Origin of the sequence: Streptomyces araujoniae (assembly GCF_050871195.1) — a bacterium.
In the GTDB taxonomy this organism is placed as follows: Bacteria; Actinomycetota; Actinomycetes; order Streptomycetales; family Streptomycetaceae; genus Streptomyces; species Streptomyces bacillaris.
In genome coordinates, this window is the sequence record NZ_CP194070.1 from 5,151,431 (window position 1) to 5,177,012 (window position 25,582).

General features: G+C 72.5%; 24 protein-coding genes. 20 read left to right on the top strand and 4 right to left on the bottom strand.

The window, feature by feature from the left end:
* The first annotated feature begins 2 nt into the window (after positions 1 to 2).
* The 11 genes from ACQ9ZG_RS22310 (at position 3) to ACQ9ZG_RS22360 (ending at position 9,580) form a co-directional block, all read left to right on the top strand.
* Positions 3 to 500: a TadE/TadG family type IV pilus assembly protein gene (locus ACQ9ZG_RS22310; protein WP_499281159.1), complete on the top strand. Its 498-nt coding sequence runs from the start codon at positions 3 to 5 to the stop codon at positions 498 to 500.
* 284 nt (positions 501 to 784) lie between these two features.
* The gene (locus ACQ9ZG_RS22315) at positions 785 to 1,111 is read left to right on the top strand and encodes a TadE/TadG family type IV pilus assembly protein (RefSeq protein ID WP_499281161.1); all 327 of its coding nucleotides are present in this window, start codon (positions 785 to 787) and stop codon (positions 1,109 to 1,111) included.
* Positions 1,112 to 1,193: 82 nt separating this feature from the next.
* Entirely contained in the window at positions 1,194 to 2,531 is a 1,338-nt protein-coding gene (locus ACQ9ZG_RS22320) for a TadA family conjugal transfer-associated ATPase (RefSeq protein WP_028419648.1), read from the top strand.
* A 10-nt stretch (positions 2,532 to 2,541) separates the two neighbouring features.
* Positions 2,542 to 3,486, top strand: coding sequence for a type II secretion system F family protein (locus tag ACQ9ZG_RS22325; protein WP_109916768.1), 945 nt, complete (start codon positions 2,542 to 2,544; stop codon positions 3,484 to 3,486).
* Positions 3,487 to 3,526: 40 nt separating this feature from the next.
* Positions 3,527 to 4,414, top strand: coding sequence for a DUF5936 domain-containing protein (locus ACQ9ZG_RS22330; RefSeq protein WP_028419650.1), 888 nt, complete (start codon positions 3,527 to 3,529; stop codon positions 4,412 to 4,414).
* 459 nt (positions 4,415 to 4,873) lie between these two features.
* Positions 4,874 to 6,220: a sensor histidine kinase gene (locus ACQ9ZG_RS22335; protein WP_109914519.1), complete on the top strand. Its 1,347-nt coding sequence runs from the start codon at positions 4,874 to 4,876 to the stop codon at positions 6,218 to 6,220.
* A gap of 120 nt (positions 6,221 to 6,340) precedes the next feature.
* Positions 6,341 to 7,231: a response regulator gene (locus ACQ9ZG_RS22340; protein ID WP_499281163.1), complete on the top strand. Its 891-nt coding sequence runs from the start codon at positions 6,341 to 6,343 to the stop codon at positions 7,229 to 7,231.
* A 204-nt stretch (positions 7,232 to 7,435) separates the two neighbouring features.
* The gene (locus ACQ9ZG_RS22345) at positions 7,436 to 7,666 is read left to right on the top strand and encodes a hypothetical protein (protein ID WP_018490124.1); all 231 of its coding nucleotides are present in this window, start codon (positions 7,436 to 7,438) and stop codon (positions 7,664 to 7,666) included.
* Positions 7,667 to 7,716: 50 nt separating this feature from the next.
* Positions 7,717 to 8,277, top strand: coding sequence for a hypothetical protein (locus tag ACQ9ZG_RS22350; protein WP_109915401.1), 561 nt, complete (start codon positions 7,717 to 7,719; stop codon positions 8,275 to 8,277).
* A gap of 29 nt (positions 8,278 to 8,306) precedes the next feature.
* Positions 8,307 to 8,930: a hypothetical protein gene (locus ACQ9ZG_RS22355; protein WP_109915402.1), complete on the top strand. Its 624-nt coding sequence runs from the start codon at positions 8,307 to 8,309 to the stop codon at positions 8,928 to 8,930.
* 44 nt (positions 8,931 to 8,974) lie between these two features.
* A complete protein-coding gene (locus tag ACQ9ZG_RS22360) occupies positions 8,975 to 9,580 on the top strand; it encodes an OmpA family protein (RefSeq protein WP_240800108.1) in 606 nt (201 codons plus the stop codon).
* A gap of 305 nt (positions 9,581 to 9,885) precedes the next feature.
* Here the strand turns inward: ACQ9ZG_RS22360 and ACQ9ZG_RS22365 are convergent, their stop codons facing one another.
* Both ACQ9ZG_RS22365 and ACQ9ZG_RS22370 read right to left on the bottom strand, forming a co-directional pair.
* A complete protein-coding gene (locus ACQ9ZG_RS22365) occupies positions 9,886 to 10,512 on the bottom strand; it encodes a hypothetical protein (RefSeq protein WP_232790496.1) in 627 nt (208 codons plus the stop codon).
* A gap of 23 nt (positions 10,513 to 10,535) precedes the next feature.
* Complete coding sequence (locus ACQ9ZG_RS22370; protein WP_109915403.1) at positions 10,536 to 12,563, bottom strand: hypothetical protein; 2,028 nt, start codon at positions 12,561 to 12,563, stop codon at positions 10,536 to 10,538.
* 416 nt (positions 12,564 to 12,979) lie between these two features.
* On the opposite strand from ACQ9ZG_RS22370, the gene ACQ9ZG_RS22375 reads away from it, so the two are divergent.
* Positions 12,980 to 13,573, top strand: coding sequence for a hypothetical protein (locus ACQ9ZG_RS22375; protein WP_028419843.1), 594 nt, complete (start codon positions 12,980 to 12,982; stop codon positions 13,571 to 13,573).
* A gap of 89 nt (positions 13,574 to 13,662) precedes the next feature.
* Complete coding sequence (locus ACQ9ZG_RS22380; protein WP_499281164.1) at positions 13,663 to 15,045, top strand: putative hexosyltransferase; 1,383 nt, start codon at positions 13,663 to 13,665, stop codon at positions 15,043 to 15,045.
* Between the two features lie 123 nt (positions 15,046 to 15,168).
* Here the strand turns inward: ACQ9ZG_RS22380 and ACQ9ZG_RS22385 are convergent, their stop codons facing one another.
* On the bottom strand, positions 15,169 to 15,600 hold the full coding sequence (locus ACQ9ZG_RS22385; protein WP_499281165.1) for a DUF192 domain-containing protein: 432 nt from the start codon (positions 15,598 to 15,600) through the stop codon (positions 15,169 to 15,171).
* Positions 15,601 to 15,744: 144 nt separating this feature from the next.
* Between ACQ9ZG_RS22385 and ACQ9ZG_RS22390 the strand changes: the two genes are divergently transcribed.
* From ACQ9ZG_RS22390 to ACQ9ZG_RS22400, 3 genes are all read left to right on the top strand, one after another.
* Positions 15,745 to 16,773 (top strand): prepilin peptidase, encoded by a 1,029-nt coding sequence (locus tag ACQ9ZG_RS22390; protein ID WP_499281166.1) that lies wholly within the window; start codon positions 15,745 to 15,747, stop codon positions 16,771 to 16,773.
* A gap of 273 nt (positions 16,774 to 17,046) precedes the next feature.
* A complete protein-coding gene (locus ACQ9ZG_RS22395) occupies positions 17,047 to 17,874 on the top strand; it encodes a class I SAM-dependent methyltransferase (protein WP_499281167.1) in 828 nt (275 codons plus the stop codon).
* A gap of 205 nt (positions 17,875 to 18,079) precedes the next feature.
* Positions 18,080 to 18,529 carry a hypothetical protein gene (locus ACQ9ZG_RS22400; protein ID WP_109914324.1) on the top strand — a complete coding sequence of 150 codons (450 nt, stop codon included), beginning with the start codon at positions 18,080 to 18,082 and terminating at the stop codon, positions 18,527 to 18,529.
* Positions 18,530 to 19,125: 596 nt separating this feature from the next.
* Here the strand turns inward: ACQ9ZG_RS22400 and mgrA are convergent.
* Positions 19,126 to 20,175: an L-glyceraldehyde 3-phosphate reductase gene (gene mgrA, locus ACQ9ZG_RS22405; protein WP_028416153.1), complete on the bottom strand. Its 1,050-nt coding sequence runs from the start codon at positions 20,173 to 20,175 to the stop codon at positions 19,126 to 19,128.
* 218 nt (positions 20,176 to 20,393) lie between these two features.
* On the opposite strand from mgrA, the gene ACQ9ZG_RS22410 reads away from it, so the two are divergent.
* The 4 genes from ACQ9ZG_RS22410 (at position 20,394) to ACQ9ZG_RS22425 (ending at position 25,537) form a co-directional block, all read left to right on the top strand.
* Positions 20,394 to 21,155 carry an isoprenyl transferase gene (locus ACQ9ZG_RS22410; protein WP_018490433.1) on the top strand — a complete coding sequence of 254 codons (762 nt, stop codon included), beginning with the start codon at positions 20,394 to 20,396 and terminating at the stop codon, positions 21,153 to 21,155.
* A gap of 410 nt (positions 21,156 to 21,565) precedes the next feature.
* Positions 21,566 to 22,888, top strand: a complete 1,323-nt coding sequence (gene phoH2 / locus ACQ9ZG_RS22415; RefSeq protein ID WP_053559575.1) for an RNA 5'-3' helicase PhoH2 — start codon at positions 21,566 to 21,568, stop codon at positions 22,886 to 22,888.
* Between the two features lie 392 nt (positions 22,889 to 23,280).
* A complete protein-coding gene (locus ACQ9ZG_RS22420; RefSeq protein ID WP_028416155.1) occupies positions 23,281 to 24,000 on the top strand; it encodes an aggregation-promoting factor C-terminal-like domain-containing protein in 720 nt (239 codons plus the stop codon).
* Between the two features lie 121 nt (positions 24,001 to 24,121).
* Entirely contained in the window at positions 24,122 to 25,537 is a 1,416-nt protein-coding gene (locus ACQ9ZG_RS22425) for an AI-2E family transporter (protein WP_499281168.1), read from the top strand.
* Positions 25,538 to 25,582 lie beyond the last annotated feature (45 nt).

The window sequence follows — 25,582 nt, forward strand, 5'->3', positions numbered from 1 at the left end:
CCATGACGACGACCACGAGGACGGCGCGCGGCTCCATACGGGGGCCCGGGGGAGCGGGAGGCGCCCGCGGAGGGCGACGGGCCCGGACGGTACGGGGGCCGGGCGCGCCCGGGCGCGGGCTCAGGGCGCTCCGGAGGGATGACCGGGGGCAGACCGCCGTCGAGTTCCTGGGGATGACCCCCTTCATCATCCTGATCATGCTCGTCCTCTGGGAGTGCGCCCTGATCGGCTACACGTTCAGCCTCGCGGGCAACGCGGCGGACGTGGCCGCACGCCGGGGGAGCGGGGCGGAGTACGCGCCGGCGGCCGCCTGCCGGGCCGGGGCGCTGGAGGATCTGCCCGCCGCCTGGGCGAGCGGTGCCACGGTGAGCTGCGGCCGGGGCGCCGACCTGTACGAGGCGACGGTGACGCTCAAGGTTCCGGTGCTGGTGCCGGGCCTGTTCGACCTGGACATCGGCATCGACGGGGAAGCCGGATCGGCGCTGGAGGACTGGCGATGACGACGATGAGGACCCTCCCGTACGGGGAACGCCTCGGGATCCTCCGCAGGGGGAGGCCCCGGGGTCGCACCGACGGACGGGCTCCGGTCCCGGTCCTGGCTCCGGCCCCGGTCCGCAAGGCGAGCCGGGAGGGCGCCCGCGTACGGGAGGGAGCCTGCGTATCCGCCCGGGCCGAGGGCACGCGCCGGGATCGTGCGGGCGGAAGGGCACCAGCCCCGGGGGCGCGCCGGGATCGTGCGGTCGGGTGCGCACCAACCCCGGGCGCGCGCCGGGACCGCGGCCAGGTGGCCCTGGAGTACCTCGGCTTCCTCCCGCTGCTGCTCCTCGTCGCCCTGCTGGCCATCCAGCTCGGCATCGCCGCGTACGCCGCCAACCAGGCGGGCACGGCCGCCCGCGCCGGGGCCCGTACGGCGGCCAGCTACGACGCCCACGGGGACCCGGAGGCGGCGGCCCGGGGCGCGGTGAGCGGCTGGGTGGCGGGCAACGGGTTCTCGTACAGCCAGAGCGGATTCGAGGACATCACCGCCACCGTCGCGGTCGAGGTCCCCTCGCTCGTCCCCGGTATCGGCCCCTGGACGGCGACCCGGAGCGCCACGATGCCGCGCGAGTGACCCCCGGTACGGGCCATCCGCCGTACCCGCGTCGAGCGCCACACCCGCCACACCCCGCCACACCGAGGAGAGTTGGGCAGAAATGAGCCTGCGGGCACGCATGACCGCCCCCGACGAGCAGGGCGGTGCACGGGAGGACGGCCACCTGGTGGCCACCTACCGGGCCAAGCTGCTGGAGGAGATCGACCTCGCGGAGATGTCCTCGCTGGCCGCCGCCGACCGGCGGGCCCGGCTGGAGCGCGTCCTCGGCCACATCATCAGCCGCGAGGGCCCGGTCCTCTCCACCGTCGAGCGCTCGCAGCTCATCCGGCGCGTGGTGGACGAGGCGCTCGGCCTCGGCATCCTGGAACCGCTCCTGGAGGACGCCTCCATCACCGAGATCATGGTGAACGGACCGGACCACATCTACGTCGAGCGCAGCGGCAAGGTGGAACGGCTCCCCCTGCGCTTCGGCTCGCACGAGCAGCTGATGCAGACCATCGAACGCATCGTGTCGACCGTCAACCGCCGGGTGGACGAGTCGAATCCGATGGTCGACGCCCGCCTGCCCAGCGGCGAGCGCGTCAACGTGATCATCCCGCCGCTCTCCCTGACCGGCGCCACGCTCACCATCCGCCGCTTCCCGCGCTCCTTCACCCTCCAGGAGATGATCGGCTTCGGTTCGCTGGACGAGCAGATGCTGATCCTGCTCGCCGGTCTCGTCCAGGCCAAGTTCAACATCATCGTCTCGGGCGCCACCGGTACCGGGAAGACGACGCTCCTCAACGCGCTCTCCGGACTGATCCCCAACGCCGAACGCATCGTCACCATCGAGGACTCCGCCGAACTCCAGCTCCAGCAGAGCCATGTCGTCCGGCTGGAGTCCCGCCCGGCCAACGTCGAGGGCAAGGGCCAGATCACCATCCGCGACCTGGTCCGCAACTCCCTCCGTATGCGCCCCGACCGGATCGTGGTCGGTGAGGTCCGCGGCGGCGAGTCGCTCGACATGCTCCAGGCGATGTCGACGGGCCACGACGGCTCGCTCGCCACCGTCCACGCCAACAGCGCCGAGGACGCGCTGATGCGGCTCCAGACCCTGGCCTCGATGTCCGAGGTGGAGATCCCCTTCGAGGCGCTGCACGACCAGATCAACAGTGCGGTCGACGTGATCGTGCAGCTCACCCGGCACGCCGACGGCACCAGGAAGATCACTGAGATCGCGGTGCTGGACTCGCACGGCCGCGACCCGTACCGCATCGTGACCGTCGCCCGGTTCGCGGCGCAGCCGATGGCCGCCGACGGCCGCGTCCACGGCCGCTTCCAGTACCTGCCGCTGCCCCGCCGGGTCGCCGACCGGCTCTATCTGGCGAGCCAGCCCGTCCCGCAGGCGTTCGGCGTCGCCGAGCACGCCGAACAGCTCGCCACCCGAGAGGCCAACTAGGTACCGCGCCATGGACAACGTCAACCTCCCCCTGGTCACCGTCGGCGTCACCCTGCTGGCCTGTGTGCTCGGCGTGATGGGCCTGCACGCCTACTCCGGCGGCAAGGCCGACCGCGACGCGCTCGTCGAGCGGCTCTCCCACGTCGGCCAGCTCCCCGAGACGGGCCGCCACCGCCGCTTCAAGGGCCTGGACCGCAGACTGCGGGCCACCGCGCTCGGCCGGAAGCTGGAGCGGAAACTCGCCGCGACAGGCATGGAGTTGACCCCGGGGGAGTTCTTCGTCTACGCCCTGGTCGCGATGGCCGGACTGTGGATGATCGCCTCCTCCGTGCTCGCGGCGTTCTTCGGCCCGGTCGCCGCGCTGATCGGCCTCTGGGGCACCAACGCGTTCCTCAACTGGCAGCGTACGAAGCGCACCGAGCGGTTCATCAACCAACTCCCCGAACTCTCCCGCATCCTGGCCAACGCCACCCAGGCCGGGCTGGCCCTGCGCACCGCGCTCTCCATGGCGGCGGAGGAGATGGAGAACCCGGCGGGCGAGGAACTGGCCCGGGTGGCACGGAGACTGGCGGTGGGCGAATCCCTGGAGGAGGCCCTGAGCGAGCTGACCGACCGCCTCCCCTCCCGCGAACTGGTCGTCCTCGTCACGACCTTGGTGCTCTCCAACCGGGCGGGCGGTACGGTCGTCAGCTCCCTGCGCAACCTCACCGAGACGCTGGAGGAGCGCAAGGAGACCCGCCGCGAGGTCAAGACCCAGCTCTCGCAGGTCACCGTCACCGCCTACGCCGTACCGGCGTTCGGCATCGGCGCGATGCTCCTGATGAACGCGGTCATGCCGGGCGCGCTGGACCGGATGACGGGCGCCTTCATCGGCCAGGCGGCGGTGGTCGTGGCCATCGCCCTGTACGCCATCGGCTTCGTGGTCATCCGCCGCCTGTCCCGTATCGACGTCTGAGGCCGGGAAGAGCCGGGAAGAGAGAGGGGACGTACGCACCATGGACCTGCTGCTCGCCCTGGTGGTCGGCATCGCCGTCTACGGGGCCATCCACGGCATCCGGATGTACCGCGCCGACGCCAAGCTCCCCGGCGACCTCGCCGTCGCCCTGGAGTCCGGCGCCACCCGCACGAGCGCCGTGGGCTCCGGCATCGACCGGCTCGGCATCCGCTGGGCCCCGCTGGTGCTGCGGATGATGGGCCCGAAGGCGGTCAACAAGAAGCGCCGCCAGATCGACCTGGCCGGAAACCCGGGCGGCCTCACCATCGACCGCTACGCGGCCCGCCGCGCGGTCTACGGCGCGCTCGGCCTCCTCGGCGCCTTCTCCATGCTCCTCCAGGGCCAGGTCTTCCTCGCGCTCCTCATGATCGCGTTCGGCCTGTTCTGGGTGGAGGTGGGACTCTGGTCGGCGGTCCGGGTCCGCCGCGAGCACATCGAGCGCACCCTGCCGGACTTCCTCGACGTCCTCGCCGTCGTCGTCTCCGCCGGACTCGGCTTCCGGCAGGCGCTGGACCGGGTGTCGGAGAAGTACGAGGGCCCGTGGTCCGACGAACTGCGCATCACCCTGCGCCAGATGGACATGGGCGTCAGCCGCCGCCAGGCCTTCGAGGAGCTGCGCCGGCGCAACGACTCGGAGCAGGTCGCGATGTTCGTCACCACGCTCCAGCAGGGCGAGGAACTGGGGGCCCCGATCGTCGAGACGCTCATCCAGATCGCCAACGACATGCGCCGCACCGACGCCCAGAACGCCCGCCGCAAGGCGGCCAGGGCGGTCCCGAAGGCGACGTTCGCGGTGACGTCGTTCCTGCTGCCGGGCACACTCGTTCTCCTCACGGTGGGTTTCGTGTACGGAGCCGACGTCGACTTCTCGTTTCTCACCGGCGGCTGACATGAACGGCGGGAGGGGTGGGGACGACGGGTACGACGGGGCCTGCGGGCCCGCCGGGGCCTCACGGGGCCGTACGGGCAGCGCACCGGAGGTGACAGGCGCATGGCATACCAACTGAGCGGCGGGCGCCCCGGCCTGAGGACGAACCCCGGGGCGGGCCGGACGAAGGACCGCGCGCCAGCGGACACCACGGCGACGGGCTCCGCACCGTCCGGCTCCGCACCGTCCGGTTCCGCGCCTCCCGGTTCCGCGCCTCCCGGTTCCGCACCGTCCGGTTCCGCGCCTCCCGGTTCCGCGCCTCCCGGTTCCGCGCCTCCCGGTTCCGCGCCTCCCGGTTCCGCGCCTCCCGGTTCCGCGCCTCCCGGTTCCGCGCCTCCCGGTTCCGCGCCTCCCGGTTCCGCGCCTCCCGGTTCCGCGCCCCCCGCCCCCACGCCCCCCGCCCCCACGCCCCCCGCTCCCATGCCCCCCGACCCGAAGACGCTCCTCGCCTCCACCACCGATCTGGCGACGGACCTGGCGCGGGCGCACACGGACACCCCGGCGACCCCCGCCTTCGCCATCCAGGTCAACGCGCTGCAGGCCATGTGCCGCCAGGTGTTCGGCTTCCGGCTGGCGATGATCGCGATAGCCACCCCGTACGCCATCGCCCACACCGCCCCCGGCCTGCCCACCTGGTTCATCGGCGCGGCGATCCTGGTCACCTTCATGGGCTCGTACGTCCTGTTCCGCGACTGGGAACGGTTCGGCCCGGTCCTCCTGCGCCACCCCTGGCTGCTGGCCGTCGACGCGCTCTTCGGATCGCTGCTGCTGATCACGGCGACGCCCGAGTCGACCCTCGCCTACGTCACCGTCTGCACCCCGCTCCTGGCGGGCCTGGTCCAGGGCTGGCGCGGGGCGGCGGTCTTCGCGGCGCTCCAGGTGGTGATCGTCTTCGGGGTGTACGCGACCGTGCCGACGCTGGAGGCGGGCGGGGCGACGGGCCTGCTCCTGCCCGGCTTCTGTGTGATCGCCGGGGCGGTGGGGGTGGCCCTGCGCAACCTCCTCCTGCGCTTCGGGACGGCCACGCAGGCGCTCACCGAGACCCGGGCGCGGCTGGCGGTGAACGAGGCGGTGGAGGGCGAACGCACTCGCCTGGCACGGGAGATGCACGACTCGGTGGCGAAGACCCTGCACGGCCTGGCGCTGGCCGCCGACGGCCTGGCCTGCTCGGCCGACCGGATGGACCCGCCGACCGTCCGGCACCACGCGGAGCTGGTGGCGCGGGCCGCGCGCCGGGCGGCGGCGGAGTCGAGGGAGCTGCTCACGGACCTGCGGCGGGAACAGGGCCTGGAGGGCGGCGTGGACCTGGTGGCCGAACTGGAGGCGCAGGCGGCGGACTTCACGGCCCACCACCCTGTCCGGGCGACGTTCCGCCGGCTCGCTGAGGACACCCCCGTCCCGCTGGTACCGCAGGCGGTGGCGCGCCACCTTCTGACGGTCGCCTCGGAGGCGCTGGAGAACGCGCACCGGCACGCGGCCCCCACGTACCTGGTCGTCCTCGCCGGGGTGCGGGACGATGTGCTCCGGGTGAGCGTGTACGACGACGGCTGCGGCCTCCCCGCCGGCACGACGCTGGAGAGCCTGCGCCGGGCGGGGCACTTCGGCCTGGTCGGCATGGTGGAGCGGGCGGCGTCGATCGGGGCCCGGATCAGGATCGGCAGGGGGAGGGCGAAGCGGGGGACGGAGGTACGGGTGGAACTCCCGCTGGCGGCCCTGACGGGCGTGCCCCCACCGGCCCGGACGCCCGCCGACCCCGTCGCCGACTGAACGCCCCAGACCCCAGATCCCAGCCTCCGCCCCCCCACCACAGATCCCAGCCCCTCCCACAGATCCCCGCCCCCACACCCCCGCCCCTACGCATCCCCACCCCGGAGAGGAGGTCGCAACATGCCGGACGACCCCTTCGAACCAGCCCGCCGCCCGCACCCCGCGGCCGGTCCCCCCGCCCTGCCCGCCGCACCCCCCGCGGCCAGGCTCAGGGTGGTGGTGGCGGACGACAACCCGGTGGTCCGGGCGGGCCTGGGCGTCCTGCTCTCGGGCCGGGCGGACATCCAGGTCGTCGCGGAGGCGGCGGACGGCCGCGAGGCGTACGAGAAGACGCTGCACCACCGCCCGGACGTGGTGCTGCTGGACGTACGGATGCCCGGGGTGGACGGCATCTCGGCGCTGCCGCACCTGGTGGGCCTCGCCCCCGTACTGATGCTGACGTACAGCAGGGAGAGCGAGATCGTGCACGAGGCCCTGCGGCTGGGCGCGGGGGGCTACCTGGTGCACGGCGAGTTCACGGCGGACCAGCTGGTCCAGGCGGTGCGGGACACGAGGAACGGCCGCGCCAACTTCACGGCCACGGCCGCGGACGCCCTGCTGGCCCACATGCGCCACGGCACGGCCCCGGACCGCGTCCCTCTGCCCGACGGCCTGGGCGCGGCCCTCTCGACGGCCCCGCCGCCGCCCGTCCACCGCCTCCCCCGACCGGGCGAACCTTCGGAAAGCCTTTCGCAACTGCAACCTCCTGTGGGACAGTCTTCTGTGACCGGGGGGTCGGTCTCTCCCCCCAACAGGCAGCAGTACGGGCTGAGTTCGCGGGAGGTGGAGGTCATGGACCTGATTGCGTCCGGAATGAGCAACCAGCAGATCGCCGCCACCTGCTTCATCAGCGAGAAGACCGTCAAGAACCACATCAACCGCATCTTCACCAAGCTCCACAGCACCACCCGGAGCGAGGCGATAGCCCGCTGGCTGGGCACGGCCCCCCGCGACCCCGGACGCCACCCATGACGCCCCGCACGCCGGACGAGTGGATCCGGAGCCCCCTTTGGGCCCGGGAATGGGCCCACGGACCCTCTGACCGCACGCCGCCCCCCTCCTATGTTTCTCCCGTCGCCCCCGGCCCCGGCCAGGAGGAAGCCGGACCCGAGGCCGACACCGCGGAAACGCCCGAGTCGGCCGGCAGGCGGTCGGCCCAACCAGGAGGGGACCACCATGTCGAACTTCACCCTGAAGGCCGCCGTCCACGTCAACGGCTGGGCGAACACGGCCGTCAGCGCCCTTCGCAGGCGTTACGCGGCGAAGGACCGGGGTCAGACGGCGTTCGAGTACCTGGGGATCATTCTGGTGGTGGTGGCGATCATCGGGGCGATCGTGGCAACGGGGATCGGCGGGGCGATCTCCGCACGTATCCAGGGTCTGGTGAATGCCATCACGGCGCAGTGACCTGCGTTCGCTCGCGGAGGGACTCAGGGCAGGCTTTCCCCATCTACGTGATGATGGTGGCGGGCCTGCTCTTCCTTGCGTTCGCGTTCTTCGCCGTCGGCAAGGCTGCCGCTCTGCGCAACGGGTCCCAGGGGGGTGCGGACGCGGCTGCCCTGGCCGCCGCGCAGGCCGCTCGCGAGGACATCGAGACCGGGTTCCTCGCCGCCCTCCCGCTGGAGACGCTGGACCTGTTCCTGCAGCGGCCCTTCACGCTTTACCGCCCCTGCGCCGAGGCGAGACGACTGGCAGATGCCAACGGGAACGACCAGCGGTCCTGTGCAGCGGAGTACGGGTACCCCCGTTACAAGGTCACCGTGCAGGTCGAGGGACGTAAGCCCGTCGACTCTCCGGTTCTCCCCGGGTCCGGGAGCACGCTCGCGAAGGCCTCGGCGACCGCCCTCATCGAGTTCCGATGCACGTGGGAAGCCGTCGATCTCACGAACGACGGCATCAAGGACCTCTACACCTTCACGTGCAGAAATGGCGCGGTATTCGAGATCTCCACGAGCAGCCAGCCCGATTGGTCCCGTGTGAGCAAAGATCTCTTCGATGTGCGGTTGGTCGACCAGTGACAGCGAACGACGAGTAGGGGAATCGGACCATGAGTTTTCGGCGTGCCACAACAAAGAGAAGGTTCGCGCCGGCCGTCGCCGCCGTGGCTGCCTTGGCTCTCGCCCTGGCCGGATGCGGTGACGGTGGCGACGGGGCGGCGGAGCCCCGGAGCGAGGGTTCGGCGGAGCCGTCCGCCCCGGCCAGTTCACCGGCGTCCGAGGACAAGGGCGAGCAGCAGATGGACACCGCGGCGGCGGCGAACGTGGATCCGAATGTCACCTTGGCCGAGGCACGTGGTCTGGACGGACTCACGCTGGTGGTCAATCAGGTAAAGCGCGATTCCGGTGGCTTCGTGACCGTGCAAGGTGTGATCAAGAACGAGGGAACCCAGTCGGCGAATACGACGGCGTGGGCAGGGTCCGAGACGGCGCTGCTTGCGGCGAATCCCAACTCCGTCGCCGGAGCCACGCTCGTCGACAAGGTCGGGAAGAAGCGTTACTACATTCTGCGCGACACCGAGAACCGCTGCCTGTGCACAACAGGTATCCCGCCGCTCATGGCAGGCAAGAGTACATCGGTCTTCATGCAGTTCCCCGCCCCGCCGGCCGGTGCCACCGAGGTCGACTTCACCCTCCCGACCTTCGCGACGACATCCCTCAAGATCTCCGGGTGACGGCCGACATGAGACACACACGCACCCGATTGAGGCCGGCGGCCATGTCGGCGGCCTCGTTCCTGGTCGTCGCGAGCCTCACCCTGTTCGGGGGGACGCCGGCCCTGGCCGACGACGGCCCCAGCGTGCCACCGGGCACCGAGGCCCAGTCGGTGCCCCCGGTGGAGGTCGACGCCAACGACCCGGACCTCAAGATGCCCGACGGCGGCACGCTGGGTCCCGCCAAGGTCCTCGACATCGTCCAGGTCGTCGAAGACCTCGGCGGCGAGGAGCGCCGCGAGGACAGCAACGCCGACATCAAGTTCGCGCTCCAGGCGGAGGTCCTCTTCGGCAAGGACAGCGCGAAGCTGGGTTCGGCGGCCAACGCCCGCATCGCGGCCATCGCCGAGGAGATCAAGAAGCAGAACGCCACCAGGGTCCGCGTCTTCGGCTTCACCGACAACCTCGGCTCCTCCGCCCACGGCGACGTCCTCTCCAAGCAGCGCGCCGACGCCGTGCACGGGGTCCTGTCGCAGCAGCTCGGCCCCACAGTCACGTACGAGATCCGGGGCTACGGCGAGCAGTACCCGATCGCCAGCAACGCCGACGAGGAGGGCCGCAAGAAGAACCGCCGCGTGGAGGTCTCCTTCCAGCGGGGCGAGGGCTCCTGACCCTGTCGGTGCCTGTCGGTGCCTGTCGGCCTCTGCCGGTTCCTGCCGGCTTCCGAGGGGGCCGCAGCAGAGCCACTGAGGGAAACCCAGCAGAGCCACTGAGGGAAACCCAGCAGAGCCACCGAGGCGAACGCAGCACAGCAGCCGAGAGGAACGCAGCACAGCAGCCGAGGGTCCTGCAGCAGCCGAGGGGCCGGCGCCGCGGTCACACCGCCGCGCCGGCCCCTCGGCTGCTCCCGGACGCGCCGGACCCTCGGCAGCTCCCGGACGCGCCAGCCCTTCGGCTGCTCCCGGACACCCCGGCCCTACTTCACCGTGATCGACCCCACGAACGCGTCCAGCTCCCCCTCACCCACCGCCCCCTTCACCGCGTTCAGGCGGACCACGAACGGGACGCCGGACGAGTCCACGCCCGCGACCAGGACGCCCGTCATCGGGGTGCCCCGGTTCGGGGTGTTCTCCCTGCCGTCCGCCGTGAAGTCGTAGTCGATGCGGCGGGCTTCGCGGGCGGGGGAGGGGCCTGCGAGGCGGACGTCCTCCGTGGACCGGCGGGTGGTGCCCAGGCCGATGCCGGCGCCCGCCGCGGCCGCCGCTCCGGCCGCGTCGCTCACACCGGTGGCGAAGTCCAGCTGGACCGAGACCATGCCCGTGCGGATGCCGTCCTCCACCTTCAGCGCCACCGCCGCGTTGTTCCCGCTCCGCTCGGCCGCCGGCTGCTCCGCGTACCCCTCGTCCTCCGGGTAGCCGACGCTCAAGCTGTCGGTGTCCAGCGTGGACCAGCCCTCCGGGACCCGCGCCGTCCCCCCGGTGCCGCTCCCGCTGCCGCAACCGGTCAGCGGGAGGGTGACCGCGAGGGCCAGGCCCAGGGCGGCCGTCACCCGCACCCGGCGCACCCCGGCGAGCCGCCGTCCCCCGAAAGGCCCTCTCGTCATCCTCGATCGCCCTTTCATCGGGGTCAGTTCGCGCAGTAGCTGTACGGAAGATACGTCCGGCCGTCCCCGCGCGGCGCCCCCAGGAACCGTGCGTCCGTCAGCGACTGGCTCTTCTCCTCGGTGGAGACCGAGAAGCCCAGGCTCATGCCGAGCGAGATCTCGAAGCCGAAGTCCTGCGCGTCCGTCTCCCCGAGGTAGCGCATCGTGCTGGACAGGCCTTCCTCGAACATCAGGTGCTCGAAGGGGTCGTTGCCCGTCGGGCGGGTCTCCATGCCCCGGTCCCCGAAGAGGTACTCGAACGGCGCCGTGTTGTTGCCGGAGCCGCCCAACCACTCCTCCGCCACCGCCCGTTGGGCCTCCGTCGCCGCGTCCGTCTCCTTGCCGAGGACGAGCGAGTTCGTCACCACCCGGACGCCGGTCCCGCCCGATCCGTCCGACACACTGCCCTTGCCGCCGCGCTTGTCCGCGCCCGACTCCCCGTTGTCGCCGCCGACTTCGACCTTTCCGGAGGCCGAGACGTCCTCCACCGTCTGCGTCATGTCGATGCGGACGAGCTTCCCGGTCTTCTGGTCGCGGGTGACGGTGATGGCCCCGGTGCGGCTCTGGTCGGCACCCACCGTCCCCTTGAGCGGGCCCGCGTTTCCGCCGAGCCTGCCCTCCAGTTCGAGCCTGGCGGTGTACGTGTACGACTCGTTGCCGTTCACGTCGTCCCTGGCGATCGTCACCTCGGGCGAGAACCTGGCCTTGCCGCCCAACTTCGCACCGAGTTCGTCCTCGTCGCCGCCCTTGACCGAAAGTCCGCCGTCCGCATAGGCGTTGAGGCCGACCGTCGAGTACGAGATCTTCTTGTCGCCGATCCGCCGCTCGATGTCCTGCTTCTTCTCCGCCCACTTCATGCCCGAGTACCAGTTGCCCCCGTACCCGCCCCCGTGCCGGGTCGCGGTCTCCCACATCTTCATCTCCGCGATGTCGTCCCGCATCTTCCGCGCCTCCTCCTCGCTCGCGAAGATCCAGGTGTCACCGTTCGTGATCTTGATGCCGCCGCCGATGTCGACGTCCGCCTTGCCGAGGCTTCCGAGCTTCACGCCCGGGGTGCTCGCCGTGCCCCCGGCGGAGGCCGCGTCGGTGAACGTCATGGAGACGACCCGGTCGTTCCCGTCGACCTTCCCGTCCCCGTTCACGTCGGTATTGGCCTGGGAGACCTTCTGCTGGAACCCGTACTCCTCGCCCCACTCGAACCAGCCGATCTTCACCTTCCCGCCCGCCGTGTCCGAGACGGACGAGATCTGGCACATCTTCGGCTCGTAGTCGGCGTCCGTCCTCGGCCGCGCCTCCGGGCCCCCGCCGCCCCCCGCACACGCACTGCCGCCCCCGCCCAGGGAGGTGATCGCGCAGCGGATGCGTTCCCCGATCTGCCCGCCGACCCCGGCCATCGCCATCGCGCCGATCAGGGTCACGACGAGGACCACCACGCCCAGGTACTCCGTCGCGGTGGCGCCACCGTCCCGCCAGTTGTACGCATACGTCGGCGGGGGTGCCGGCCGGGTGGCGCGCTCCTCCAGCAGCCGGTCGACGGCCACCCCCGAAGCCGCGCCCGTCGCCAGTGACACCACCGGCATCAGGACGCCCTCGATCCCCACCGCCTCCCACGACACCGCGAAGCCGTACGCCAGACCGGCCGAAGGGACCGTGAGCGCGGCGAGCAGATAGAGGGTGCGGGACTCCCGGTACTCGTCGGGGAGCAACCGGGCGGCGGCCAGCACGGTGAGCACGGTGACGACGAGCGCGGGGATGTGCAGCAGGGCCAGCCGCCAGCCGAACGTCTCCAACCGCGCCCCGGAGCCCAGCAGTTCGAGCAGGACCCGGCCCGTCAGGAATCCGGCGGCGACATAGACCAGCGTGCCCGCGGCCCAGCTCCGGGTCAACGCGAGGAAACGGCCGCCCGGTTGGCCGTATGCCGGTGCGCCGGAGCCCCCCGCGCCCCGGCGTCCCGACGGTATGCGGCCCGTGTGCCTGCCGCCCTCCCAGCCGCCGACCCCGCCACCGCCCACGGTCTGTCCTCCCGTTGTGAAGTGTGCGTGTGCCTGCGTCTGTTGTGGCCGTGAGCGTACGGCGCGAGTACGGCCCCGGCGCGGGTCCCCGGCCCCAAAACCGGTCCCAAACCGGTCCCAGGGCCGGCCCTCGCGTCGGGCCCAAGTGCCGTGGGCCCGACGGGTCCTGTGCCATTGTCATGTGTCCGCTCGGTCCGGATTCGCCAGGGGTGCGGCCCCGGTCCGGCGGGGTGTCACCGGCGCGCCGCTTTGACTTCGGGGCTCGCTCCGCCCGCTCTTTGGGCCGTCGGTGGGTCCGTGGGCCCACGCCGCTGCCCGGTGCCGCTCGCTACGCTCGGCCAAGACGGTGACCGCCCGCCCTTGTGTTTGCGTGAGCGAATCAATGGGCTCGGGCTGCGATGGGGGTGGGGGCGTTGATGGGTGCCGGGTTCTTCTACTCGTACCACCTGGGCTGGACCCGGCTGGACGCCGCGACGCTCCTGGGTGACCTGGAGGCGGAGGGGCTCCGCCCGGTGCATCCGGTGACCGGGCGCACCGTACTCGTCAGTCTGGACCTGCCCTCGTGCGGGGCCCGCTCGCCGGTGACGCGCGAGCAGCTTCTCTCCCTTTCCGGTCTGCAAAGACTCCAGGAGGTCGGGTTCCGGTTGTGGATGGACGGGGGCCCCGATCTGCTGGTGCGCATACGGCGGGCGCGCGGCGGTGTCGTCGCCGTCGAGTTCTCCGTGGGGGAGCTGCCGCCGGTGGAGCGGGAGCGGGCCGTGAGCGCCATCCGGCGGACCGTCGGCCGGGCGTCCGTGCTCTGTATCGGCTTCGTCGTCGACCGGAGCGGCATGACCGCCGGCACCGACTGGGACGGCGTCGTCATCGAGGGCTCCGCCTACCTCGACTCCTGGCCGGACGCCGTCGCCGTACGGGAGGAGATCGCCGCCGGGCATCCGCAGCTGACGGTGATGGACGCCGTCACGATCTCGCCCTGGAAGGTGTTCGGGAGCGCCGTCCCCAGCATGTGAGCGGCGGGAAGCCGTGGCGGGGCGAGAACGAGAGCGAGGGCGGGGCAGGCCGGTCGGGAATGTCCGGGACGGGCGACATAATCGGCCGTATGTCCGATCAACACCTCCGTACCCGGATGCCCGGCGAGCCCGCCCTCGCCCCGGCCGCGGACCAGGCCCTCCCCGGCCGCGGCCCCCGCACGGCCGCCGCGCTCCGGGCCGCCGCGCCCGCGCTCGCGGTCTACGCCGCGGTCCGGGCCCTGGGCCTCCTGGTCCTCTGGACGGCGGCCGGGGCCTCCGGCAAGGACCCCGTGGCGCGGCTCAGCGGACGCTGGGACTCCGTCTGGTACCAGCGCATCGCCGAGAACGGGTACGGCCACACCGCCACCCTCCCCGACGGCGCCCTCCACTCCGACCTGGCCTTCTTCCCCCTCCTCCCCGCCCTGGAGCGCGGGATCTCCGAGGTGACCCCGCTCACCCTCGGCGGCGCCGGACTCCTGGTCGCCTGGACGGCCGGGCTCTTCGCCGCGTGGGGCATCTTCGCCGTGGGGGCGCAGCTGCACGGACGGCGTACGGGGGTGGTGCTGGCCGGACTCTGGGGTGTGTACCCGACGGCGTTCGTCCAGTCGATGGCGTACACGGAGACGCTCTTCACCGCCCTGGCCGCCTGGGCGCTGTACGCGGTCCTCAAGGGGCGCTGGCTCGTGGCCGGCGCCCTCTGCGTCCTGGCGGGGCTCACCCGGCCCTCCGCCGCCGCCCTCATCGCGGCCCTGGCGATCACCGCGGCGGTCACCCTCGTACGGGAGTTCCGTGCCGAGAGCCGCCCGGGCCCGCTGCTCCGCCGCAACGCCCGGATGCTCGCGGGGGTGGCGCTCGCACCGCTGGGCTGGCTGGCGTACGTGGTGTTCGTCGCCGTGCGCGAGGGCAGCCCGTTCGCGTACTTCGAGGTCCAGGCGCAGTGGGGCAACAACATCGACGGCGGACGCGCGCTGGCCGCCTTCATCGCCGGGCTGCCGCTGCCCGCCGCCCTGGGGCTCTGCGCGGCGCTCGGGCTGCTCGGGTGGCTGGTGGTGCTCTGCGTACGGCAGCGGCAGCCGCTGCCCGTCCTCGTCTACGCCGTCGCGATCGTCGTCGTCTCACTGATCGGTGCCGGCTACTTCGGCTCCCGGCCCCGCCTGATGATGCCCGCCTTCCCGCTCCTCCTGCCCCCGGCCGTCGCCCTGGCCGGGCTGGGGCGCGGGCGGCGTGCGCGGGACGGGGCGCGCGCGAAGGCCCCCGGCCCCACGCCGGGCGAGGAGCGGGCCGCCGTGACCGTGGCGGGCGCGGACCGCGGGGCGCCTCTGCTGCCCGACGCCCCCGAGCGGCCCACGGCACCGACGGGGTCCGCACGCCCCGCGGTCCTCACCGCCCCCGCAACCCTCGTCCTCGCCGTGCTCGCCTGCGCGTCGGCCGCCTTCGGTGCCTGGACCCTGCTCGGCGCGGGCCCGCCCTAGCGCCCGTCGTCACACTGCCGCCGCGCGTCCGGAACACCGTCAGACCGGCCGCCGTCAGACCGGTGGCCGGTGGTTTGCCCGCCGACGGTGTGGCGCCGCCGGCCAGGATGTCCGATGCCTGTCCTAGACCGCCCCGGACCCGTCCCGCCCCCAACTCGCCCCGGACTCCTCCCGCCCCCAGGACGTCCCCGCCGCCCGCAGCCGCACCCGGGCCCCCGGCCGTACCCCCCACCGCTCCATCGCCCCGGCCTCCGCCTCCACCACATGGCGGGCCCGCAGCCGGGGGAGGCCCAGGCGGCCGGGCTTCATCGTCCGGACCGCCAGCACGGTGAACTGCCGGTCCAGGTAGGCCACATCGATCGTGAACCGCATCCGGAAGGTGTGCACGCTCGCGCACGGGGTGATCAGCAGCGCCCCGTCGATCCCGTCCCGCCCGAGCAGCCCCCGGGCCCTGGTCCGGTACGAGGCCGCTATCCGCAGCGGCACCCGCCGGGCCTCCGGGCCCCCGTCGACCGTCAGCGTCCCGTCGCCGTCCCGCCATTTCCGCGTTCTCATGGCCCCAGACCGTAGCGCCCGGCACCCGCGCCCGGGCCAGGAACAGACAGGAACGGACAAGAGCGACCGGAAGCGATCAAGGTCGGTCCGGAGTGGGTCCCAGGGCCCAAGCCCCGTGCCCAAGCCCCCGATTAGGGTCGTCCCGTGTACCTCGCGCTGCTCGCCGTCGCCGCCGTCTGGGGCGGAGCCACCGGATGGCTGATCCCGCGCGCCGCGTACCGGTTCGCCGTCGAGCCCGAGGAACCCTGGCGTACCGCCTGTCCCGCCGGGCACCCGTTCACCGGACCGTTCGGCGGCTGGCTCGGCCCGGCGCGCTGCGCCCCCTGCGGCTCGCGTGCGCGGACACCCGTACGGTACGGAGACGAGCACGCCGCCCCCGTACGGCAGCCTCCCGGCCCCGGCGTCCCGGCCCCAGCCGAGCCCTCGGGGCCCCCGCCTCCCGGTCCCGCCGTACCGCGGCCTCCCGAGCGCCCCGCGCCGCAAACCCCCGAACCTCCCGCCCCGCAGGCTCCAGCACCCCCGGAACCTTCCGGACCCCCCGGGCCCTCCGCACCGAAGCCGCCTCCCGGGCCTCCCGGCCCTCTCGCACCGAAGCCGCCGCCCGGCCCCCGCGTCTCGTACGCCTCCGTCCCTTACGCCCCCAACGCCCTCGCCCCCCTCACCACCGTCCTGGCCTGCCTCGCGCTCGCCGCCGCCACGGGGGCCCGGCCCGAGCTGGCCGGCTGGTTGCTGCTGGCGCCCGTCGCGGTCCTCCTGGCCACCGTCGACCGCCGGGTCCACCGGCTGCCCGACCCCCTCACCCTGCCGCTCGCCGCCGCCGCCGTCCTGGTGCTCGGCGGGGCCGCCCTGCTCCCCGGACACGCCGGGTCCTGGACCTCCGGGCTGCTCGGCGGGGCGGCGCTCGGCGGCTTCTACCTCCTGCTCTTCCTCATCAACCCGAACGGCATGGGCTTCGGCGATGTGAAGCTGGCCCTCGCCCTGGGCGTCGCCCTCGGCTGGTACGGCTGGGCGGTGCTGTTCCTGGGCGGGTTCGCCGGGTTCCTGTTCGGCGCGGCGTACGGGCTCGGGCTCGTCCTGCTGCGCCGGGCGGGGCGCAGGACCGGCATCCCGTTCGGCCCGTTCATGATCGCGGGAGCGCTGACCGGCGTGCTCCTGGGTGCCCTGGCGGCCTGAACCACCGACCCTTCCGTACGGCCGCCACGGAGCCCCGCCTCATCCCGCCCCGCCCGGCGGCCGACGCCCGTGCTGCCCCTCGACCCCCTCGACTCCCTCGGCCCCCTCAGCCTCCTCGGCCCCCGGGAGCCCGCCCCCCCTGGAACCGGGCCCCGGGCCGCTGTGCCCCCTCCGGGACCCGCCCGGCCTCCGCCAGCCCCCCCCCCGCCCACGAACCCGCAAGCCCCCCCGGAATCCAGTCGCGCCCCCCGCCCCGCCTGACACGATCCCCGTATGTCCGAACAGCCCCCTCCGTCCCCCACCCCGCATGCCTCGCCCCTCTCCTTCTCCTCCCCGGCCTCCCGCGGCCGCTTCGAGGCTCTCGTCGCCGAGGCCGACGCCGTCTCCGTGGACGGCTGGGACTTCTCCTGGCTGGACGGGCGGGCCACCGAACAGCGCCCCTCCTGGGGGTACGCCCGCGCCATGGCCGACCGGCTCGCCGGTGCCCGCGCCGCGCTCGACATCCAGACCGGGGGCGGCGAGGTGCTGGCCGCCGCGCCGGTCCTCCCGCCCCTCACCGTGGCCACCGAGTCCTGGCCGCCGAACATCGCCCGGGCCACCGCCCGGCTGCACCCCCTGGGCGCCGTCGTCGTCGCGGACGCGGACGAGCCGCCGCTGCCCTTCGGGGACGCGGCCTTCGACCTGGTGGTGAGCCGGCATCCGGTGACCACCTGGTGGGAGGAGATCGCCCGGGTGCTCGCCCCCGGCGGTACGTACTTCTCCCAGCAGGTCGGACCGGCCAGCGTCTTCGAACTCGTCGAGTACTTCCTCGGCCCGCAACCGCCCCGGGTGCGCCGCGCCCGCGACCCCGAGGACGCCCGTGCCGCCGCCCAGGCCGCCGGGCTGGACGTCGTCGCCCTGCGGGCCGAGCGGTTGCGCACCGAGTTCCACGACATCGGGGCGGTCGTCTACTTCCTCCGCAAGGTGATCTGGATGGTGCCCGGCTTCACCGTCGAGCAGTACCGCCCCCGACTGGCCGCCCTCCACCGGAGGATCGAGGAGGACGGACCGTTCGTCGCCCATACCGCGCGCTTCCTGATCGAGGCCCGCAAGCCGCTGTGACGTAGGGAGCGGGTTCGGCGGGAGACCGGCCGAAAGAGTCAACGCGCTTACATCTCAGGCCAGTTCGGTCTCGACCGGCAGGCAACGCGATCGCACGGGCCGCCGTCCTACTCGGCAGGGGGAGCGCGGGCGGCGGGAACAGCCCGGTGGGGGTGGCGGTAGGGGCGGCAGTGGCAGGCACGGCGGGACGGAGAGGGAGCGGGCCATGACGGTGGAGAGCGGCGAGTGCGGCGGCGGACCGGCCGGGCGCACCCGGGGCGGCAACGCCGACTGGCTCACGGGCTCCCGGATCACCGCGGTGCACGGGATCTTCTACCGGCCCGAGGGGCCCACGGGCGAGCCGGAGGCCGTGGAGTTCGTGATCGCGGGGGACCAGTCCGTCCTGCTGACCTGCACCTCCGACTGGACGTTACGCGTCACCCCCGGCACCTGGCCGCTGCTGCCCGACTGGTGCGTACCGGCGAGCCAGTGGCAGCACGCCCCGCTGACCCAGCTGCCGCCCGTGCCGTACGAGGGCGCCTGGACGGTCGTCGGCACGCTGGAGCGCAGGGACGGCAACGGCGAGGTCCATGAGGCCGTCATCCGGTGCGAGGAGGGTGACTTCGTGGTCACCGCGGGAGACACGGTGGCGGTCCGCTTCCACCACCGTCACTGAGCCGGTCCCAAGGGGCCGGCCCCGTCCCTCCGGCGGCCCCACCGCCACCCCGATCGGCCACCTCGATCGGCCACCCCGATCGGCCTCCCTGATCCGCCGTCCCGATCCGCCGTCCCGATCCGTCGTCCTGAACGGCGCCGCCGCCGGACGCCCGCGGCCTCCCCGTCCACCATCCGACCGCGACGACGAGCGGCGGCGAACAGGGGAGGGCCCCGGCGTCAAGGCCGCGCCCCGGAACACCCCCTCGATACGGGGGACGAATCCGGGCCCCTCGGCGCCGGTCGCAAGGGCGCCGTCCCAGGCCGTAGCGGAGTCCCGCGAACCCGGAGCGTAGTTGTGGCGCGGCGCGGGACCCCGGGGGACTTACGAAGGGTTATGGTGGAAACCCCCCCTCGGGCCGGTCCGTATCCCCCCCACGGACCGGCCCGTTTTCTTTCGGCCGGTACGGGCCCGCACCGCCGGGGCCTCCCGGACCGCAGCGCCTCGGTCTCCCGGACCGCAGCGCCTCGGCCTCCCGGGCCACCCCACCGGGGCCTCCCGGACCGCCGCGCGAATCCCCGACCCGCCGTCGGCCTCCTGCCGGGGCGGGCGCCCCGTCAGCCGCGCTTCGCCCAGATGTTGGTGCCCTCGGTGTCCACGGCGAAGGCGTCGATCTCCCGCAGCTCCTCGGCCGTCAGCGGGGGCCCCGCCAGCGCCGCTACGTTCTCCTCCAGCTGCTTCACGCTCGACGCGCCGATCAGCGCCGACGTCATCCGGCTGTCGCGCAGCACCCACGCGATGGCCAGCTGGGCGAGCGACTGGCCGCGGCCCTGGGCGATGTCGTTCAGGCCGCGCAGTCGGCGCAGGACCTCGTCCGAGAGCAGGCCCGGGTCCAGCGACTTGCCCTGGGTGGCGCGCGAGCCCTCCGGGATGCCCTTCAGGTACTTGTTCGTGAGCAGGCCCTGGGCGAGCGGCACGAAGGAGATGCAGCCCATGCCGGCCGCCTCCAGGGCGTCGAGCAGGCCGTCGTCCTCGATCCAGCGGTTGATCATGGAGTAGGACGGCTGGTGGATCAGGGCCGGGACGCCCATCTCCTTCAGCAGCCCGGCCGCCTCGGCGGTCTGCTCCGCGTTGTACGAGGAGACGCCCACGTACAGCGCCTTGCCCTGCCGCACGGCGGACGCCAGGGCGCCCATCGTCTCCTCCAGCGGGGTGTGCGGGTCGAAGCGGTGCGAGTAGAAGATGTCGACGTACTCCACGCCCATCCGCTTCAGGGAGGCGTCGAGCGAGGAGAGCAGATACTTGCGGGAGCCCCACTCGCCGTACGGCCCGGGGTGCATCAGATAGCCGGCCTTGGTCGAGATGACCAGCTCGTCCCGGTGGCGGGCGAAGTCCTGGGCGAACAGCTTGCCGAAGTTCAGCTCGGCCGAGCCGGGCGGCGGCCCGTAGTTGTTCGCCAGGTCGAAGTGCGTCACCCCGAGATCGAAGGCGCGGCGCAGGATCGCCCGCTGGGAGTCCAGCGTCCGGTCGTCGCCGAAGTTGTGCCACAGGCCCAGGGAGAGGGCGGGCAGTCTGAGGCCGCTGCGTCCGCTGCGGCGGTACTCCATCGCGTCGTAGCGCGTGTCGGCGGCGCGGTAGAAGAGGTCGGGGGAGAGGTATTCAGTCACTTTCCCTCCTTATCACGGAGTTGTGACAGACCGGGTTGGGCCCCCGTGACCCGATCGCAGTAATGTGGCGGCTTCGGGGAACGCAGATGTGCGGCGCGGCTCACGCCCGCGCGGGTCCGTGCGGACCGTGCGGCGCTCCCCCGCGGGGGTGGACCCCCGACCCCCGGCGACGGGGAGGGCGGGCCCCGGGCCCGTACGGAACCGAGAGGGTGAACTCAGTGAACTTCCGCGACCTGGTGTACAGGCTCTACGCGCGCCGGGTGGAAGGCCGCCTGGACCACGACCAGGTGCCGAAGCACATCGGGGTCATCCTCGATGGCAACCGGCGGTGGGCCAAGGCCTCCGGGGGCTCGGCCGTCCAGGGCCACCAGGCGGGCGCGGACAAGATCTCCGAGCTGCTCGGCTGGTGCAGCGAGACCGATGTCGAGGTCGTCACCCTCTGGATGCTCTCCACGGACAACTTCGACCGGCCCGAGCACGAGCTGAAACCGCTCCTGCGCATCATCGAGAACACCGTACGCAACCTCGCCGCCGACGGCCGCTGGCGCGTCCATCACGTCGGCACGCTCGACCTGCTCCCCGCCGAGACGCAGCTCGTGCTCAAGGAGGCCGAGCAGTCGACCTCCCACGTCGACGGGATAATCGTCAATGTCGCCGTCGGCTACGGCGGCCGCCAGGAGATCGCGGACGCCGTACGCTCGCTGCTCCTGGAGCACGCGGAGCGGGGCACCACCTTCGAGGAACTGGCGGAGGTCGTCTCCACCGACCTGATCTCCGAGCACCTCTACACCCGCGGCCAGCCCGACCCCGACCTGGTGATCCGGACCAGCGGCGAGCAGCGGCTGTCGGGCTTCATGCTCTGGCAGAGCGCCCATTCGGAGTACTACTTCTGCGAGGTCTTCTGGCCGGCCTTCCGCAAGGTCGACTTCCTCCGGGCGCTGCGCGACTACTCCGCGCGCCACCGCCGCTACGGCGCCTGAATCCGGCCCTCCCCTTCTCCTCCGCGCGTCGGCCCCCCCGTACAGGCTCCACCAGGCCTCCACAGGGGGGCCGACTCGTCTGTACGGGGGTCATCGCACGTCCACCGGGACTTCTCCACACCGTGTCATATGCAGCGGCATGGCTCCGGGCCGAACAGGGAATACCCCTGACAGGTCGACATCCGGTCATCAGCCGGGCGGATGTCGCATCCAAGTGAGCGGCACCCAGTCCGCTCGCCCGGGAGGCCCTTTGCACACGAAGGACCGTAGACGCAGTCAGCCTGCGGCCGACGCGGAGGCCGTGGTCCGGCCCGCGCACAGGGCCCGATCCCGGTCCGTCCTCTCCTTTCGGGGAGTCCCGCGACCGTCCGTCGCGCTCCCCGACCTCGTCCGAGGGGGTACGTCCTTCCGTGGTGACCAGTAGCAAGCGCCGCATGCCCGACAGGCGCACATACGTTCTCGACACCAGCGTCCTGCTGGCCGATCCCGGAGCCATGGCCCGCTTCGACGAGCACGAAGTCGTGCTGCCGATCGTGGTGGTCACGGAGCTGGAGGCCAAACGGCACCATCCGGAGCTGGGGTACTTCGCCCGCCAGGCCCTGCGTCTGCTGGACGACTTCCGCATCCGGTACGGCCGGCTGGACGCCCCCATCCCCCTCGGGGACCTGGGCGGGACGCTCCGCGTCGAACTCAACCACTCCGACCCGGGCATACTGCCCGCCGGCTACCGGCTGGGGGACAACGACTCGCGGATCCTCGCGGTCGCCCGCAACCTCCAGGCGGAGGGGTACGACGTCACGGTCGTCTCCAAGGACCTGCCCCTGCGGATCAAGGCCTCCTCGGTCGGCCTCCTCGCCGAGGAGTACCGGGCCGAGCTGGCCATCACCGACTCCGGCTGGACCGGGATGGCCGACCTGCCCCTCTCCGGGGAACAGGTCGACCTGCTCTTCACCGAGGAGACGCTCTACGTCCCCGAGGCCGCCGAGCTGCCCGTCCACACCGGGCTGGTCCTCCAGTCCGAGCGGGGCAAGGCGCTCGGCCGGGTGACGGCCGAGGGCAATGTGCGGCTGGTGCGCGGCGACCGGGAGGCCTTCGGGATCCACGGCCGCAGCGCCGAGCAGCGGATCGCCCTCGACCTGCTGCTCGACCCGGACGTCGGCATCGTCTCGCTGGGCGGCCGGGCCGGCACCGGCAAGTCGGCGCTCGCCCTCTGCGCCGGACTCGAAGCGGTCCTGGAGCGCCAGCAGCACAAGAAGGTCATGGTCTTCCGGCCGCTGTACGCGGTGGGCGGCCAGGAACTGGGCTACCTCCCCGGCAGCGAGGCCGAGAAGATGAGCCCCTGGGCGCAGGCCGTCTTCGACACGCTCTCGGCGGTCGCCGGGCGCGAGGTCATCGAGGAGGTGCTCGGGCGCGGGATGCTGGAGGTCCTGCCGCTCACCCACATCCGGGGCCGCTCGCTCCACGACGCCTTCGTGATCGTCGACGAGGCGCAGTCGCTCGAACGGAACGTGCTGCTGACCGTGTTGTCCCGGATCGGGGCGAATTCACGCGTGGTGCTCACCCATGACGTGGCCCAGCGGGACAACCTCCGGGTCGGCCGGTACGACGGAGTCGTCGCCGTGGTCGAGAAGCTGAAGGGGCATCCGCTCTTCGCCCATGTGACGCTCACGCGTTCGGAGCGTTCCCAGATCGCCGCACTGGTGACCGAAATGCTGGAGGAAGGACACATCTGACCTGCATGTCCTTGTTCGTGCCGCCCGGCGAGCCAAAGAGCTTAGCCGGGCGGCACCGTGTTGCGCCGTCATTTCCGCCAAACCGATGACCCAAACGAGGTGTGACCTTTCCCACGCAACACAGAATTGCCCCCCGGTATCCCCGTCCGGCAGAGTCTTGCTTCCGTCAGGCCCCGCATACGGCACTCGGGCACCTCCAGAGGCGCCACGCACCACACAACTCCACACCAGATCAGTCCGTATGCCGCCCGCGAGCACCACGGAGCAGCCCCCTCACCGGGGTTGCCCAGCGGGCCCGTGCCTCCCGTGACCCACGCAGTACGGAGGCCAGCGCCAGGGGCACGAACGCGCTCGCGAGGTCACCTAAGCGGGCGATGCTGGAAGGACACCATGTGAGCCGGATCTCGGTCCGGGGGTTCGCCGTGGCATCTGCCACTGCGGTCACCACCGTAGGCGCCGTCGTAGGCGTTGCTGCGGGCGGCGCACCTGCCGCCGACGACAACAACAACTTCGAGGCTGCCGCAGCCGACACCACGCTGCTCGCAGACATCCCCGCGGGCCAGCAGGCCCAGGTCCAGACCGCTTCGCTGACGCAGCAGGCCGATGCCCAGGCATCCGCCGCCGACGCCGCCGCGAAGAAGTCGGCCGAGGAGTCCGCCCGCCTCCAGGCCGCCAAGGACGCCAAGTCCAAGAAGGCCGCCGCCGAGGCGAAGGCCGAGGCCGACCGCAAGGCCGCCGAGCAGAAGAAGAAGGAAGAGGCCGAGCGCGCCAGCCGGTCCGCCGTCCGCGACGCCTCCTCCTTCACCGCGCAGGGCTCCTACACGGTGGCCCAGGTCAAGGCGATGGCCCGCCAGATGGTCCCCGCCGACCAGTTCCAGTGCTTCAGCAACATCGTGAACCACGAGTCGACCTGGAACTACCGCGCGACCAACCCGTCCTCCGGCGCGTACGGACTGATGCAGGCCCTCCCGGGCCACAAGATGTCCTCCGCCGGCGCCGACTGGCAGTCCAACCCGGCCACCCAGATCAAGTGGGGCCTCAGCTACATGGACAGCCGCTACGGCTCGCCGTGCGGCGCCTGGTCCTTCTGGCAGGCGAACAACTGGTACTGAGGGCCCGACGGTCCTGAGAAGCCCCCCACCGTGATCCGCGGTGGGGGGCTTCTCGCGTGTACGGTCGCATCCGGCGAACCTGGCAGCGCTGGGGAGCGAAGTTGGGGGAAGGGAAAGAGACATGTCAAAACTGCCAGGCTGGCTGGGCCGCTTCGGGTCCGAACTGACGGAACTGGGCTCACGCCTGGAAGAGCGCCGGGCGCGCGCCGTGGACGACGACGACCCCCGCGGGGGCAACGGGGCGCCCTCGGACGCCCAGGATCCCGGCCGGGTGCCCGCGCCGCCCTCGTACGCCCCCTCCGTGGCCGCCAAGCCCGATCCGGTCGCGGCGATTCCGTGGGGGATGCGGGTCGCGGCCGAGGCGGGGTGGCGGCTGCTCGTGCTGGCCGGGACCCTCTGGGTGCTGATGCAGGTCATCACCGCCGTGCAGCTGGTGGTCCTCGCCTTCGCCGCCGCCCTGCTCATCACCGCGATGCTCCAGCCGACCGTGGTCCGGCTCAAGCGGATAGGGCTGCCGCACGGGCTCGCCACCGCCGTGACCGCCGTCCTCGGGTTCGTGATCATCGGGCTGGTCGGCTGGTTCGTCGTGTGGCAGGTGATGGAGAACCTCGACACGCTCTCCGACCGGGTCCGCGACGGTATCGACGAGTTGAAGCGCTGGCTGCTGGACAGCCCCTTCCACGTCACCGAGTCGCAGATCAACGACATCGCCAAGAACCTCAGCGACACCATCGGCACCAACACCGAGGAGATCACCTCCGCCGGGCTCCAGGGCGTCACCGTGATGGTGGAGTTCCTCACCGGGCTGCTGCTGGCGATGTTCTCCACGCTCTTCCTGCTCTACGACGGCCGGCGCATCTGGGAGTGGTCGCTGAAGCTGGTGCCCGCCGCCGCCCGCCCCGGGGTCGCGGGGGCCGGGCCGCGCGCCTGGCGGACCCTGACCGCCTATGTCCGCGGGACGGTGCTCGTCGCCCTGATCGACGCCATCTTCATCGGACTCGGCCTCTACTTCCTCAACGTGCCGCTCGCGGTGCCGCTGGCCGTCTTCATCTTCCTGTTCGCCTTCATCCCGCTGCTCGGTGCCGTGGTCTCCGGGGCGCTGGCGGTCGTCGTCGCGCTGGTCACCGAGGGCGTGTTCACCGCGCTGATGGTGCTGGTCGTGGTGCTGGCGGTGCAGCAGATCGAGGGCCACATCCTCCAGCCCTTCATCCTCGGCCGGGCGGTCCGCGTCCACCCGCTGGCCGTGGTCCTCTCCGTGGCCACGGGCGGCCTGGTCGCGGGCATCGGCGGCGCGGTCGTCGCCGTACCGCTGGTCGCGGTCGTCAACACGGTGGTCGGCTACCTCCGCTCGTACGCCACGCCCGCCCCGGTCGGCGGACAGCACGGGGCCACCGCGCTGGGGGCCGCCCCGGCGGCGGGCCCGGCGGAGCCGCCGCCCTCACCGCCCGCCGCACCCCGGGCCGCTCAGGGGCCGGACGAGCCGGGCGCAGAGCCCGCACCCCCGGGGCCGTCCGAGGGCGAGCCGCCGCAGAAGTAGGCGTCTGTACGGACGCGGAAGAGCCCCGGGACGGTCGGTCGTCCC